General features: G+C 66.4%; 14 protein-coding genes. 6 read left to right on the top strand and 8 right to left on the bottom strand.

All coding sequences use genetic code 11. The features are described 5' to 3' along the window. Nucleotides 1-101 precede the first annotated feature (101 nt). The 3 genes from pyrB to NO362_RS09360 all read left to right on the top strand — a co-directional run bounded on the left by pyrB (nucleotide 102) and on the right by NO362_RS09360 (nucleotide 2,744). Nucleotides 102-1,031: an aspartate carbamoyltransferase gene (pyrB, locus tag NO362_RS09350; RefSeq protein WP_256545015.1), complete on the top strand. Its 930-nt coding sequence runs from the start codon at nucleotides 102-104 to the stop codon at nucleotides 1,029-1,031. Beyond that, nucleotides 1,028-1,498, top strand: coding sequence for an aspartate carbamoyltransferase regulatory subunit (gene pyrI, locus NO362_RS09355; RefSeq protein WP_121570237.1), 471 nt, complete (start codon nucleotides 1,028-1,030; stop codon nucleotides 1,496-1,498). Before pyrB ends, pyrI begins: the two co-directional genes overlap by 4 nt. Before the next feature lie 403 nt (nucleotides 1,499-1,901). After that, on the top strand, nucleotides 1,902-2,744 hold the full coding sequence (locus tag NO362_RS09360; RefSeq protein WP_256545016.1) for an alpha-amylase family protein: 843 nt from the start codon (nucleotides 1,902-1,904) through the stop codon (nucleotides 2,742-2,744). Nucleotides 2,745-3,019: 275 nt separating this feature from the next. On the opposite strand, the gene NO362_RS09365 is transcribed toward NO362_RS09360, so the two are convergent. The 6 genes from NO362_RS09365 to NO362_RS09390 form a co-directional block, all read right to left on the bottom strand. Further along, on the bottom strand, nucleotides 3,020-4,063 hold the full coding sequence (locus NO362_RS09365; protein ID WP_256545017.1) for a mandelate racemase/muconate lactonizing enzyme family protein: 1,044 nt from the start codon (nucleotides 4,061-4,063) through the stop codon (nucleotides 3,020-3,022). Further along, complete coding sequence (locus NO362_RS09370; protein ID WP_256545018.1) at nucleotides 4,063-5,013, bottom strand: 1,4-dihydroxy-2-naphthoate polyprenyltransferase; 951 nt, start codon at nucleotides 5,011-5,013, stop codon at nucleotides 4,063-4,065. The genes NO362_RS09365 and NO362_RS09370 overlap by 1 nt, the downstream gene beginning before the upstream one ends. A 437-nt stretch (nucleotides 5,014-5,450) precedes the next feature. After that, on the bottom strand, nucleotides 5,451-6,368 hold the full coding sequence (locus NO362_RS09375) for a 1,4-dihydroxy-2-naphthoyl-CoA synthase (protein WP_256545019.1): 918 nt from the start codon (nucleotides 6,366-6,368) through the stop codon (nucleotides 5,451-5,453). A gap of 98 nt (nucleotides 6,369-6,466) precedes the next feature. Beyond that, complete coding sequence (gene menD / locus NO362_RS09380; protein WP_256545020.1) at nucleotides 6,467-8,251, bottom strand: 2-succinyl-5-enolpyruvyl-6-hydroxy-3-cyclohexene-1-carboxylic-acid synthase; 1,785 nt, start codon at nucleotides 8,249-8,251, stop codon at nucleotides 6,467-6,469. 22 nt (nucleotides 8,252-8,273) lie between these two features. Next, entirely contained in the window at nucleotides 8,274-9,647 is a 1,374-nt protein-coding gene (locus NO362_RS09385) for an isochorismate synthase (RefSeq protein WP_256545021.1), read from the bottom strand. An 84-nt stretch (nucleotides 9,648-9,731) separates the two neighbouring features. Further along, nucleotides 9,732-10,325: a sulfite oxidase-like oxidoreductase gene (locus NO362_RS09390; protein ID WP_256545022.1), complete on the bottom strand. Its 594-nt coding sequence runs from the start codon at nucleotides 10,323-10,325 to the stop codon at nucleotides 9,732-9,734. A 201-nt stretch (nucleotides 10,326-10,526) separates the two neighbouring features. Between NO362_RS09390 and NO362_RS09395 the strand changes: the two genes are divergently transcribed. From NO362_RS09395 to NO362_RS09405, 3 genes are all read left to right on the top strand, one after another. Further along, nucleotides 10,527-10,736, top strand: coding sequence for a ribbon-helix-helix domain-containing protein (locus NO362_RS09395; protein WP_121570246.1), 210 nt, complete (start codon nucleotides 10,527-10,529; stop codon nucleotides 10,734-10,736). A gap of 210 nt (nucleotides 10,737-10,946) precedes the next feature. After that, on the top strand, nucleotides 10,947-11,225 hold the full coding sequence (locus NO362_RS09400; RefSeq protein WP_121570247.1) for a UPF0058 family protein: 279 nt from the start codon (nucleotides 10,947-10,949) through the stop codon (nucleotides 11,223-11,225). A 183-nt stretch (nucleotides 11,226-11,408) separates the two neighbouring features. Beyond that, nucleotides 11,409-13,061 (top strand): rhomboid family intramembrane serine protease, encoded by a 1,653-nt coding sequence (locus NO362_RS09405; RefSeq protein WP_256545023.1) that lies wholly within the window; start codon nucleotides 11,409-11,411, stop codon nucleotides 13,059-13,061. A 10-nt stretch (nucleotides 13,062-13,071) separates the two neighbouring features. On the opposite strand, the gene NO362_RS09410 is transcribed toward NO362_RS09405, so the two are convergent. After that, entirely contained in the window at nucleotides 13,072-13,707 is a 636-nt protein-coding gene (locus NO362_RS09410) for an METTL5 family protein (RefSeq protein ID WP_256545024.1), read from the bottom strand. A gap of 163 nt (nucleotides 13,708-13,870) precedes the next feature. Next, nucleotides 13,871-14,857 (bottom strand): lamin tail domain-containing protein, encoded by a 987-nt coding sequence (locus NO362_RS09415; protein ID WP_439331148.1) that lies wholly within the window; start codon nucleotides 14,855-14,857, stop codon nucleotides 13,871-13,873. Nucleotides 14,858-14,877: the final 20 nt, after the last annotated feature.

Below are 14,877 nucleotides of genomic sequence, written 5' to 3' on the forward strand. Positions count from 1 at the left end.
CGTGTTCGTTCCGACGCCGATTCACTCGGTACTGTGCTCCCGCGCGGCACACCGCCAGCAACCCGAGCGATTCAAGTTCGTGCCGGGCGCGGGAGTATACAATGCGTCAGGACCACCTCATCTCCGCGACACAACTGTCGCGGGAAGACATCGAGGCGGTGCTCGACCGCGCGGCGGAGATCGACGGCGATATGGACGCCTGGCAGGGGCGGCACGCCGGATCGGTCCTCGGCCTCTGTTTCTTCGAGCCGAGCACCCGTACGCGGATGAGCTTCGACACCGCGATGAAACGACTGGGCGGCCGAACGATCGATATGGGGTCGGTCGAGTCCTCCTCGGTCAAGAAGGGCGAAACGCTGGCCGACACGATGCGCGTCGTCGAGGGCTACGCCGACGCGCTCGTGCTCAGACACCCGCTCGAAGGGTCGGCGAAGATGGCCACCGAGTTCGTCGACGTCCCGCTCGTCAACGCGGGCGACGGGGCTGGACAGCACCCCACACAGACCCTGCTCGACCTCTACACGATGCGGGAGAACGCCGGTCTCGACGACGTCACGATCGGCATTATGGGCGATCTGAAGTACGGGCGAACGGTCCATTCGCTCGCGGCCGCGCTGACGAACTTCGACGTCCGCCAGCACTTCATCAGCCCCGAGAGCCTCAGTCTCCCGCGGAGCGTCCGTTACGACCTCCACGAGGAGGGCGCACAGGTCCGCGAGCACACCTCGCTCGAGAAGGTTCTCCCGGATCTCGACGTCCTCTACGTCACCCGCATCCAGCGCGAGCGCTTCCCCGACGAGAACGAGTACCTGAAAGTCGCCGGTGAGTACCAGATCGACACCGACGACCTCGAACGGGCGAAAGAGTCGCTGACCGTGATGCACCCGCTCCCGCGCGTCGACGAGATCGCGCCCGAAGTCGACGAGACCAGCCACGCGAAGTACTTCGAGCAGGCTCACAACGGCGTCCCGGTCCGTATGGCGCTGCTCGATATGCTGCTTGAGAACGCTACCTCGGAGGACGACCAATGAGCGACGCCGACCGAGAACTCCGCGTCTCGAAGATCCGAAACGGAACCGTCATCGACCACCTCGCGGCTGGACAGGCGCTGAACGTCCTCGCGCTCCTCGGCATCGACGGCTCCGGCGGCGAGGGCGTCTCCGTCGGGATGAACGTCCCCTCGGACAAGCTCGCGAAGAAAGACATCGTGAAGGTCGAAGACCGAGAGCTGAGTCAATCTGAGGTCGACGTCCTCTCGGTCATCTCCCCGGAGGCGACGATCAACATCATCCGCGACTACGAAGTCGTCGAGAAAAAGCGCATCGAGCGGCCGGAGTCGGTCGATGACGTGCTCGCGTGCCCGAACCGGAACTGCATCACGAACGCCGACGAACCGGTCCAGACGCGCTTTATCGTCCTCGAAGATGGCCTCCGCTGCGGTTACTGCGGCGAGATCGTCCGCGAAGACGAGGTCGCCACGCACCTGAACGTGTCCTGACTCGACTCCCGCTCAGACGTACTGAGTGGCCGGTTCCGCCCTCTCGCGTCCGGGAGAAATCACGCTTCGCCTGTCGTCGAGGGGAAATGACTTTGTACCGAGACGATGTATCTCTGAGTATGTCCGGAAAAGCGAAATTCATCCTGGTACTGGCGCTCATCGCACTCGTCTACTTCGTCGTCTCCGGCGGCGAGGAACCCGTCGAAGTCGACATCGACGAGGAATAACTCGAATCCTGCCTTTTCGACGGACGATGACGCGTCAGCGATAGCTACCTACAGCGAGAGATCGCATCGGCTATCGCTTGGAGGGTCGGCTGGCTGACCCCTAGCCAATGTGACGGCCGCCCGTGAGCGGTCCAACGGAACGAACGACTGATACCGCTCGGCGCGAAACGCCGACTATGTACGGTATCGTTACGCGGAACGCCGAGGAGGTCGACTGGAGCGAGTTCGACGCCGGCTTCTACGAGGTCAAAGACGTGACCGGCCGGGCCGCAGAGCCGCTCTCGAATGCGGTGAATATGATCTCGTGTTTCGGCGACAACGCGGCCGTAAACTCGAATCCGGACCTCGCCGCGGTCGACGCCGAGGGGAACCGCGCGACCCGCGAGCAGCCGTACTTCGACTGGTCTCACGTCTGTCCCACGAACGAGGAGTACCGCGCCGGACTCCTCGAAATCGTCGAGGATTGCGCCGCCGAGAACGGCGACGTCAGACTCGACGACGTCGGGTTCCCGCGCGAAGGCTACTGCCGCTGTGACCGCTGTGAGAGCCGCTTCGCAGAGAGCGAGTACGAGGACCGACAGGCGTGGCGCGCCGCCGAGATCACAGACTTCGTCGCTGCGGCCGCCGAGCGGATTCCCGGCCGGACCTATCTCACGCTGTATCCTGATCCGTATCCCGGCCACCTCTACCGGCGCGCCGGCATCGACGTCGAAACCCTGGCCGACTACGTCGACGAGTTCGTCGTGCCGCTCTACGATATGCACTACGCGACGACGTACTGGCTGGAGACGATCGCAAAGGGGTTCGAGAGTCTTCTCGACCCGCTCGAAACGCCGTTCTCGATCGAACTGTACGCGGTCGACCTCGACCTCGACGATCTCGTCCACGCGACGGAGGTCGCGGAGGAATACGCGGAAAACGTCCACTTCGGCTACGACGCGTCGAACGCCGCGGCCGCGATCCGGCGGAAGGACGCCGATAGCAGATCGGGCGTCACGCACCGCCCGGACGACGGCTGATCCCTTTCGGTCAGTTTTCCCGACCACTCCGCGCTACCGACTCGGTGTCTCGGCCACCCCGCCCTGCACGCCGTTTCAAACGGCTCCGGCGAGGAACGCGACGACGACGATACCGCCGACGAAGATGAGTGCTGCGAACGCGAACAGGCCGGCCAGGAGTCGACGCTGCCCCGATGTCGCTTCTGCCATATCCGGTGTACGGCCCGGTGCCGTTTATACTCACGGGCGGATGGCTGCCGTCCACGAGGGTCTCGGTCATCCCCGGAGCGTCTCGGTCATTCCCGGAGCGTCTCGAACGTCTCTCCGGCGAGGCCCGGACCTGCCGGAACCGACATCGCGCCGTCCTCGACCGGCGCCGGGTCGGGGCCGACGTCGTCTGCGAGCAGCGACCCGGTTGCGAGGCCGCAGGCGGGGACGTCTGGAAGGGCAGCGGCGACGTGTAGCGCGCCGACGCGCGCGACGACCGCGTCGATGGTGGTCGTGACGACGGTGTCGACACCCCGCCTCGCGGCTCGGCGGGCGACCTCCAGCGTGCGGCGCGGCCCCCCGAGCGCCATCGGCTTGCAGACGAGTACGTCTGCCGCGCCGGCGTCGAGGATCTCGTCAGGGCCGACCGCTGCTAGCGACTCGTCGAGTGCGACGTCGACGCCCCGACCGCGCAGTTCGGCGTGCCCCGAGATGTCGTTTGCCGGCAACGGTTGTTCGACGTACGCGAAGCCGAGATCGGCCGCGATGTCGAGCATCCGTCGCGCGGTCGACGCAGTCCACGCACCGTTCGCGTCCGCGCGGAGTTCGACGTGTTCGCCGGCAACGTCCCGAGCCGCGCGAAGTCGCGCCTCGTCTTCCTCGGGAGGTCTCGCGCCTACCTTCACTTTCACCGCGGGGTAGCCATCATCGACGGCTTCCCGGGTCGCCGCCGCTGTCTTCGCCACTGTTCCGTCACCAACGGTGGCGTTGACCGGAACGGACGTTGCGGGCGAATCGGAAGCGAGGTACGTCGCGAGCGACTCACCGGCGGCGCGAGCCTCCGCGTCGACTGTCGCGAGTTCGAGGCCGTGCCGTGCGGCGGGTCGCGCTTCCGCAGACAGTTCGGTGACCGCTATCGCCGTCTCCGCTTCGTACGTTCCAGATGCTACCTCGGCGAGCGCGTCGTCACACGCCTCGTACGATTCGGTCCAGCCCGCGAGCGGCGTCGCCTCGCCTACTCCGTCGACGCCGTCACGTTCGACGCGGACGAGAAATCCATCGCGGCGCTCGATCCGGCCGGCCGCGGTGTCGAGTGGTGACGCCAGTCGGAGTGAGAACGGCTCGTAACGCATCACAGCGGCAGCCCGGTGAGCGAGAGCCCAACAGCGAACAGGACGGCGTATCCGGCGAGCAGTCGACCCGTTCGTTCGAGCGTGGGATTCAGTACCTCACCAGCCGTCTCGGTGAGCATCGTCCGCGTGATGTCGAGCGCTAACGGAATCGTGAGATACGGGAGCGCGACGCCGAGCGTGAATCCCGGTTGTCGAAGGAACCACAGCGGAGCCGCGTACGCGAGCACGAGCATCGCGATCCACTCCGCGCGAGCGAAGCCGTACCCGAACCGGACGGCGAGCGTCCGTTTACCCGTCGTGGCGTCCTCCTCTTTGTCGCGGACGTTGTTGACCACGAGAATGTTCGTCGAGAGCGCCGCGACCGGGAGCGCCGCGACGACGACAGCGACGGGGAGCGTCTCCGACGGGATACCGACCGGTAGTGGCCCTGCAAGTACAGCTGCAGCCTGCACGTAGTACGTCCCGGCGACGGCGACGAGGCCGAAGAAGATGAAGACGAAGAGGTCGCCGAGCCCGTGGTAGCCGAGCGGGTACGGGCCGCCGGTGTAGGCGATTCCCGAGGCGACAGAGAGTAGGCCGATCACGACGATCGGTACGCCGCCGACGTAGACGAGGTACGTGCCGAGCAAGATCGACGCGGCGAACGTGAGGTACATCGCCCGCTTGACGCTCGCGGGATCGATGAGGCCGCCAGCCGTGACGCGGGTGAACCCCTCGCGCTCTTCGGTGTCTGCGCCCTGGATCGCGTCGTAGTAGTCGTTGGCGAAGTTGGTCCCGATCTGGATCAAGCCGGCCCCCACGAGCGCCGCGAGTGCGGGCAGGACGGCGAAGACGCCGTCGTGGAGCGCCAGGCCGACACCGACGACGACCGGCGAGGCCGCCGCCGGAAGCGTCTGCGGACGGGCGGCGATTACCCACGCCTCCCGTCGCGTGATGTCCTGCGTGCTCATTGTCGAACTGTCGGGACGGAGGTGCTGTGAAACTTCCCATCCACCTTTTTTCACCGGGGCCTCGCGCTGCCTGCGGCAGCGCTCGACCCCGGCCAAAAAACCTGGAGGGAAAAAGCCGCTCGGCTCGCTTCGCTCGCCTCGCGGTGAACGCCGCGCGCACCGCGGTGGCACTTCCTTCAGTAGCGTTTGCATCTGCCGACACAGCCGATCGTACGATGTCGGTCGATGACGGGCGAACACGTGGAAACCTCGTATAGCTGCGTCGAATAGCGAGAGTTAGTGTTGTTGTCGGCTGGGTCCTGATGCGTTCTCGACTAAATGTACCGCGAGCGAGGCCGTAGGCCGAGCGAGCGGCTTTTTCCCTCCAGGTTTTTGCGCGGTGGGTTCCCGCAGCGGCGCGAAGCGCCGCGAGGAAACCCACCGTGGAAAAAGGTGGATTAGTAGTGCCAGGGATACTGACTGAAGTCCGGATCGCGCTTCTCCAAGAAGGCGTCGCGGCCCTCCTGCGCCTCCTCGGTCATATAGGCGAGCCGTGTCGCTTCGCCGGCGAACACCTGCTGGCCGACGAGGCCGTCGTCGGTCATATTGAACGCGTATTTGAGCATTCGTATCGCAGTCGGCGATTTATTGGTCATCTCTGCGGCCCACTCGAGGGCGACGTCCTCGAGGTCCTCGTGCGGGATCGCTTCGTTCGCCATTCCCATCTCGACCGCCTCCTCCGCAGAGTACGTTTTCCCGCGGAAGAACACCTCTCGGGCCTTCTTCTGGCCGACCTGCTTCGCGAGATACGCCGAGCCGAACCCGCCGTCGAAGGACGCGACGTCGGGGTCGGTCTGGAGGAACTTCGCGTGCTCTTCGGAGGCGAGCGTCAGATCGCAGACGACGTGCAGCGAGTGGCCGCCGCCGACGGCCCACCCGGGCACGACGGCGACGACGGGCTTGGGCATAAATCGGATGAGACGCTGAACTTCGAGGATGTGGAGTCGGCCCGCTTTCGCCTCCTTGACGAGCGGGTCGTCGCCCTCGTCGGCCTCGTCGTCGTCGCGGTACTCGTAGCCCGACTCGCCGCGGACGGACTGATCACCGCCGGCGCAGAACGCCCACCCGCCGTCCTTTGGCGACGGCCCGTTACCGGTCAGGAGGACGCACCCGACGTCGGCCTGCTTGCGGGCGTGATCTAACGCGGCGTAGAGTTCGTCGACCGTGCCCGGGCGGAACGCGTTGCGTTTTTCCGGACGATTGAAGGCGATGCGGACGACGGGGACGTCGCTCGCGCGGTGATAGGTGATGTCGTCGAACGCGTCAGCGCCGTCGACCTGCTCCCAGCGCGTCGCGTCGAAGAGTTCCGAGACCATACCGGGAGACCGGCGGGAATCTGCAAAAAGATTCGTTTCGCGTCGCAGTCGCGTTCGCGTGGTCGTTCAGTCCGCGTGCGCTGGGACGAGTCCGATAGTTACGTCGTGTCTTCGAGCACTCGCTCGACCGTCCGCTCGCGGAGCTCATCGCGGACGCGGTGACTCGCTTCCGCGTCGGTCGCGACTTCGACGACGTGGGAACCCTCGCTGGTCGTCGCCTCGGCGTACGCGTCGCGGAAGGCGTCGCGGTCGTCGCCCTCGACGCGCGCGAACGAGAGGTCGTACAGGTCTTCGGTCGGTTCGAAATCGAGCCCGTGCGGTGTCACGAACTGCGAGGTGAACGGCGGATCGTACGCCTCGATCGGGAGCATATGGAAGATGCCGCCGCCGTCGTTGTTGACGAGGACGATCGTCGCCTCGACGTCGGACCGCCCGAGCGCCAAGAGGCCGTTCATATCGTGGTAGTACGCCAGATCGCCGGTGACGAGCGTCAGATCGTCGGTCGTCGCCGATCCAGCCCCGAGCGCCGTCGAGACGATGCCGTCGATGCCCGAGGCGCCCCGGTTGCCGAGCGCGGTGTACGTCTTCGTCGTGGGCGTTCCGAAGCGGTCGAGATCGCGAACCGGCATCGAGTTCGAGACGAAAATCGTCGAGGGATCGGGCGCGAGGTCGACGACGTCTTCGAGCACGCGCCCTTCGCAAAATCCGTCGCGCTCGTCGAGCACCGTTTCGTGTGCCGCCTCCGCTTCGGTCCAGCGCTCCTGCCACGTGCGACTTCCGGGGCCGGCGAGGAGCCGAGAGAGCCGACCGAGCAACCGCGAGGGGTCGGCGACGACGAGGTCGGTCGCGGTGAACTCCGCCTCACGCCAGCCAGCGGCAGGGTCGACGACGTACTGATCGGCGTCGACAGCCGCGAGATACTTGCGTAGCGGTTTCGACGTGGGCGACGCACCCACGTGGACGACGACGTCGGGATCGGGCCACGCCTCGCGGACGCGCTCGCCGAGGAAGGCGTCGTACCCGCCGACGACAGGTGTCGTGCGGACGAGACCGCCGTAGCGGACGCCCGAAAGCGGGTCCGCGAGCACCGGGAAGCCGCTGGCGTGAGCGAACGCCGCGACGGCTTCTGGGTCGACACCGGGCGAGTCCGAGGGCCCGACGACGAGCAGGCCGCGCGGTTCAGAGAACTTCTCGGCGAGTGTACGTAACGCGTCGTCGTCGAGTTCAGGTGCGCCGGCTGTCGTGTCGACGAAGGCGCCGTCCCGCCCCGCCGTGGCGCTCTCGGGGAGATCAGTCGGCACGTCGCCTTCGACCGGCGTCGGCTCCAGCGGCTTGCGGAACGGGAAGTTCAGGTGGACTGGCCCTGCCGGAGTGCCCGTCGCTTTCGTGATCGCGCGCGCCGCCGTCGTCCGGAGCGAGCGGAGTTTTCGCGGCGTCGCTTCCGGTTCGGCGACGTCGCGGTACCAGCGGACGGCGTCGCCGTAGAGCTTCTCCTGGTCGATCGTTTGATTCGCGCCGGAATCGCGGATTTCGGGGGGACGGTCCGCCGTCAGCAGCAGCATCGGGACGCGGGACTGAGAGGCTTCGATCACCGCCGGGTGGTAGTTCGCGGCCGCCGTCCCCGACGTGCAGACCAGCGGCGTCACGTCGCCGGTCCGTCGTGCGCGACCGAGCGCGAAGTACGCCGACGACCGCTCGTCGAGGTGCGAGAACACGTGGATGTCCTCGTGGCGGTCGAACGCGACCGTCAGCGGCGTCGATCGGCTGCCGGGCGAGATACAGACCGCGTCGATGCCGGCGGCAGCGAGTTCGTCGACGAGCGCGCGTGCCCAGAGCGTGTTTCGATTCGGGTCGGTCGTCGAAGGTCGATTCGGATCGGTCATCGAGATACAGGTCGACAGAGCGTCATTGCGTGTCGTCGGTCTCTAGTTCGTCGAGAATTGGGCGGTACTTCAACTGCACTTCGTCCCACTCGCGGTCCGGGTCGGAGTCGGCGACGATGCCGACGCCGGCGAACAGGGTCGCGACGTCGCCGTGAGCCACGGCCGAGCGGAGCGCGACGGCGAAGGTGCCGTAGCCGGCGGCGTCGATCCAGCCGACCGGAGCGGCGTACCACCCGCGGTCGAACGGTTCCGTCTCGCGGATGGTTTCGAGAGCCGCCTCGGGCGGGAGGCCGCCGACAGCGGGCGTCGGATGCAGCGCCTCGACGAGTGAGAGGACGTGCTCGTCGCGGTCGAGCGTCGCCGTGATCGGCGTCCAGAGGTGCTGGACGGTGGCGAGGCGCTTGATCCGCCGGGGGCCCGGGCTGACGGACGCCGCGAACGGCGAGAGTTGTTCTTCGACTGTTTCGGCGACCAGATCGTGCTCGTGGGCGTTCTTCTCGTCGCGTGCGAGCTCCTGCGCCAGCCACTCGTCTTCGGCGGGCGTCTCACCGCGTCCCGTCGTCCCCGCGAGCGCGTCGGTTTCGACCGTCCGACCGCGGACGGAGACGAGCCGTTCGGGCGTCGCCCCGAAGAACGACGGCTGCGTCCGCCCGTCTGCGGTTTCGGGTTCGATCAGGAAGCGATAGCAGTCGGGGTACTTCTGTCCGAGGCGGGACAACACGTCGGGCAGCGACAGGTCGTCTTCGAGGTCGACGTCGAGCGCCTGTGCGAGGACGACCTTCTTGAGGTCGCCCGAGTTGATTCGGTCGACCGCGGCCTCGACGCCCGCCGTCCAGTCGACGCGGGCCGTGGTCCGCCGTCGACCGCTGACGCCGGGCGGGTCGACGAGCGGTTCGGCGTCCGGGAGCGACTCGATCCGCTCGCGTGCATCGGCGAGTCGGGCTTCGACCGCCGCCGAGTCGACGTCGTCGCCGACGGCGTTGACCGTCAGCCACGCGTCGGCGTCGGGATCATCGCCGTCCGTCCACGTGACCTGCACGCGCGGGAACACGAACCTCGCCCCGGGGAAGTCCTCCCACGGCGGGCCGGACGTACTGTCGCCGTGGAAGGCGAACCCACCGAACAGACGCGGTCGCGCGGCTTCCGTTCCGGCGTGTACGTCGCCGGAGGCGAACAGCGTCTCGGCGGCTTCCCGGATCGCGTCGAATCGGTTCGATCCGTCGGCCGTCAGGGTCGCCGCCGCACCGCTCCCGACCACCGTCGCCTCCTTGGGGGCACTCCAGACGGTTCGCGGCGCGTCGGCTTCGCGGAGCACGGCCCGAAACGACGGCGCTGCGATAGGGACCGATCGGCTGACGAGGTGATGCCCCGCCGCGTCGGTCCGCAACGATTCCATTACCGGCTTTCAGGACGCCACGCTCTTTTATTTGACTATACCACCAAAATCGAAGAATCGGCCGCCCGTTCGCGTACTACTTATCTAGCCGTACCGCTCCTCGTTCCACGGATTTGCGGTGTCTGAGTAGCCGCGCCGTTCCCAGTAGCCACGTTCGGGCTCGGTCAGGAACTCCACGCCCTCGACCCACTTCGCGCCCTTGTAGGCGTATTTGTGTGGCGTCACGACTCGCAACGGACCGCCGTGGTCCTCGGCCAGCCGGTCGCCGTCGTGTTCGTAGACGAAGAGGACCTCGTCGCGGAGGCACTCCGAGAGCGCCAGATCCGTCGTGTAGCCGTCGATCGCGTGAAACAGCACGTGGACGGCGTCGTCACGAACGCCAGCCAGGTCCGCGATCGCCGGGAACGTGACGCCGGTGAACTCACAGTCGAAGGTGCTCCAGCCGGTGACACAGTGGAAGTCCTGTCGTTGCGTCGTCGACGGCAGCTCTCGAAACTCCGCATACGAGAGGGAGAGATCCTCGTCGACGGCGCCCCACACGTCGAAGGACCACGTTTCGGGCGTCCACGACGGGGTACCGCTCTTCGAGAGAACTGGAAAGCCGTCCGTCTCGTGCTGTCCGGGCGGGAGTCGCCGGTCGCCGAACTCCCGATAGAGGTCCGTGACGTCCTCGACCATACCGCAACTGATGCCCGAGGCGACCTAACGGTGCCGGCTTTCGACGAGAGTTGTCGTCATCGAATCAGTGTGTGGCTCCGACATCAATAATTATCTTCGAGACAAAAATATATATTTGAATCTGGTAAACGATGTTTTCCCATACCCTGAATATTCGCCGCAGGGTTTAAATAACCCGCCTTCAAACCCCCTCACGTTCAAATGCCCAAGGTGAACATCAACGTCCCCGAGCACCTCGAGATGCAGATCGCGCAGCTCGTCGATCAGGGCGAGTTCGTAAACCGCGAGGAAGCCATCGCAGAGCTCCTCTCGACGGGTATTCGCGCGTTCAAAACGAGCGGCCCGATGGACGAAGAAGACCGCTTCGAAGACGACGGGATGATGGGTCACGAAGACGAGTACGTCTTCTAACACGCCTCACGCGATAGGAGCGTCTGCACGTCTTCCTCACAACTCGGTCGCACGGCAGCGCGCGGTCGGACGTGTCTCGGGTGCACACGCTGCGGCAGGTCGCCGGGTCGCCCTCCCGTCTCCGAACGAGAAGCGACGGCTTCGGTCGGCGTCCGACCGTGTCAGTTCCCACCAATAATCCTTAAAACGGCCTCTCACGTATCCACGTCTATGCACAAGGACGAGCTCTTGGAACTGCACGAGCAGATGGTCATCATCAAAGACAACTTCGCCGCACGCGAGGACGTCGACGGAAGCATCTTCGACCCCTACGAGGAACTCGACGTCGACCCCTCACACGTCCACAAGTCCAAGAGCGAGCACAAACACGCTGTCTTCGTCCTCGGCAACGCGCTCGCGACGGCGATGAGCGAAGACGAGTTCTCGAACGCCGGACGGGTCGGCAAGCGGATGGAAGAACTCGCCAAGGACGCAGAAGGGAAGCTCTGAGTCGGACAGCGGCCGATCACGGGCTGACGCGACTCACCGCGCGACCTGCAGCGTCACTCGGCTTTCATCGGTTGCAGTCGGCGCTCGACTCCCGGTAGTCGCCGTCGGAGTCGCCGCAGTCGTCCCATCGCGTCGATCCGAAACGCCGTAGTTTCTTAACCGCTCGTCTACTCCGGATGTACGATGGACGCTCTCCCGGTCGATCTCCTCCTGCGCGTCGCGGTCGTAGCCGCTCTCGTGTTCTCTCTCACCGCGGCGTTCCTCTTCGATCAACCCTCCGCCTTCGGTGCACAGTTGCGACAGCGTTTCGTCCTGGGTCTCCCCTGGGGAACGCTCGTCTCGGCCGGCTTCGTGCTCACGGTCTACCTCTTTTTGCAGGGCGGGTGGGCCCGCTGGAACGCGCCGGTGACGCTCCCGTTCCGGGCGTGGTCGTACCTGTACCCGCTCGGGATGCTCTCGGCGGCGTTCTCACACAACGGTCCGGGCCACCTCATCGGGAACCTCGTCGGGACGCTCACGCTCGCTCCGCTCGCGGAGTACGCGTGGGGGCACTTCACCCGCGAGCGAGGCTCACAGTCGTTCTCGTCGTGGCGCACGAACCCCTACGTCCGCGCGTTCGTGATCTTTCCCGCTGTCGTCCTCGCGGTCGGACTGCTCACCTCGTTCTTCGCGATCGGCCCGATAATCGGCTTCTCCGGCGTCGTGTTCGCGTTCGCGGGGGCCGCGCTCGTCAACTATCCGCTCGGAACCGTGATCGCGCTCGCCGGCGGCGGAGCCCTCCGACTGGTGTACAACGCGCTCCAGACGCCGATCCTCACCCGGAGCGCGCGCCCGGCCTACATCTCGCCGTGGTGGGCCGACATCGCCATTCAGGGCCACGCACTCGGGCTCCTGCTCGGCGTCCTCGTAGGTCTCGTCGTCGTCCGTGCCCGACGTCGGGCCGATCGTCCCAGCGCCCGGCGACTCTGGCTCGGAACGCTCCTCTTCGCCACCGAACAGTCGCTGTGGGCCGTCTACTGGTTCCGTGGCGGTGAGACGTACGTCCTCTACCGGGCCGCGGGAGTCGTCTTGGTCGCACTGCTGGCGCTGGTCGTCGCCTCCGCCGTCGTCGCCCGCGACGACGAGCTCTTTCGCTGGGAACTCGCCGGCGACAGCGGCGTCGTCCGGAACTGGCAGGTCGCCGTCGGCGTCCTCCTGCTCTCGACGGCCGCCATCGCCGGGCCGGCCGTGCCCGCGAATCTGTACACGGCAACCTCGGGCGACCTCCCGGGCGACGAGCTGACCGTCCGCGACTACGAGGTGACCTACGCGGAGAACGTCGAGAACGGTCTCGTTGCGGCGGTCGACATCGAGGCGTTCGGCGAGACGACGGCCGTCAACACCTCGGGCGTCATCGTCCGCAGCGAGCAGCGCGGTATCTGGAGCACGGCGGTCCCGAAAGGCCGGTTGGCGTTCGACGGCCAGGTCGCCGTCCGTCTCGGCGGCGTCGGCTGGCGCGAGACCGTCTACGCACAGCGCGACGGCTGGAACGTCCTCGGCAACCGGACAGCCTACCGCGTCGCGCTCGGCAACACCGACTCCGCGCGCGTCGTGTACACGTCCGATCCGGTCACTGCCGGGCCGGTACTCGCCGGGCGGAACGTGACGGTCGTCCCCAACGAGAGCCAGTACTATCTTCGGGTCACCGAGGGGAACGACTCACTCAGTGCGGGTCTCCCCGCGAAGAACGAGTCGGTGACCGTCGACGGCCTGACGTTCACACGGAACCGCTCGCGCGTGTTCGTTTCCTACGACGAGACGAGACTGCAACTCCTCTCGAAAGAGACCTACGAGTAGCGGGGGCGCCTTACTCGTCGCCGTCGGACCACTCGATCCGGTACACCTCGGCGTCAATGTCTTCGGAGTCCGCGTCGTGGAACTCGAACTGCCGATCGAGCGAGAGCGTCGCGCGGAAGGCGTGCGTCACCGCGCCGCCGTGGTCGGCGGCGAACGCTTCGATGAACTCCTGTGAACCGCCGTTGTGGACCGAATACGACACGTCGGCGAGCCGAGCGGCGGTTTCGAGGAACGCCCGATCGGCGTGTTCGTTGCCGCGCTGGGCGCCGAAGGGCGGATTCATCAACACGGTCGTCGGTTCTGCGGGACAAAGCGGTGCGCGCGTCGCGTCGGCGAGCACCCAGTCGATCGAGGTCTTCGTCCCGACGCGTCGTCGGTTCGCCGTGGCCGTCGTCAACGCTGTCCGGTCGACGTCGACGCCGACCACCCGGGACGGGCCGCGGAGCGCGGCACCGAGCGCTAACATTCCCGTTCCGGTCCCGAGGTCGACGACGAGTCGGTCCTCGATGTCGCCGTTCAGGTCGGCGACGTGGACGACGTGGGCGGCTAACTCCGGGGGCGTCGGATACTGTTCGAGGTCCGCACGCGGGTCCTCGAAGCCCGCGACGACCGCCAGTTGCGTCTCCAGTGCCGACTTCGTCGCCATCAGATCCACCTCCGTGAGGCGCTGCGGAGGCTCCCGCTCGCGAGACAGTGCGGCGCGAAGTTCGGTCTCATTGCGATGAAATACCCTCCGATAATACAAAAAGGCTTCTCGAAAACGGTGAGTTATTCGGCTGGCGGGGAGCACGCGGCGTTGCCGTCGCGCGTCAGTACGAGCGCCGAACGACGGTCGATCCGCTCGCATCGCGGACGGTGACCACGTCCCCAGCGTTGTTCCAGATCGCACCGCTGGCGCCCCAGTAGAGCGTCGAATCGCTGTCCGTTCCGGAGCCGGTCCGGAGCGTCAGCGTCGCGCCGGGATCGAGCGTGGTGCCCTCGGGGACGGTGTAGGTGTGGTCTGCGTCGTCGGTGACGGTCCACCCCGAGAGGTCGAGACGTTCCTCGCCAGCGTTACGGAAGACGACGTACTCGTCGTTCAGATTCTCGTTGTCGTTGCCCTCCGCGTCGGCGTGAATCGTGTCGATCGCGAGCGGCCCTTCACCACCGTCGGCGAGCGCGGTAGTTTCGCTCGCGGTCGCCGTCACGTCACCCTCGATACAGGACCACAGCCCACGACGGGACTCGCGCGCCGTCACTTCCATGTCCTCGTATCGTTCACGTTCGGTAAAGGTACTGTCGTACACGCGAGCGTGACCCTCTCTGAGCAGGGCGTAGTTGAACGACTCGCCGTCGACGTAGACGTACGCGAGCAACCGCCCGTAGTAGCCCCGTCGATCCGACTGCTCGTCGAAGACGAGCGTCACGGATTCGCCCGCGAGTCGGTCTTTCGCGTACGCCGAGGCGTCCTCGCCGGCCCGGCCGAGACACGCCGCCCCGGCGGTCGTCTCGGGGATACCCTCGAACTCGTCAGGGGTGTTCTCGCCGTACACCTCGGGCGTGTCGACGCCCAGCAACCGGACAGTCTCGCGCGTCCCGTTCGGATACGCGACTTTTATCGTGTCGCCGTCGACGACCTCCGTGACCGTGACGTCGTCGCCCTCGACCGGCGCCGCGGTGGCCGTGCTGCCAGTCGTCGGCGTCGCAGTGGCCGCCGATTCCGCCGGGCCGGTACCCGCTCCCGGCGTCCCGCCGAGACAGCCGGAGGCGACCACGAGAAGCAGGACGACGAGGGTTACAGCGCGCATACCTGCCATCGAGTGGCCGGGGCATATAC

The organism is Halobellus inordinatus (assembly GCF_024498335.1).
GTDB lineage: Archaea > Halobacteriota > Halobacteria > Halobacteriales > Haloferacaceae > Haloquadratum > Haloquadratum inordinatus.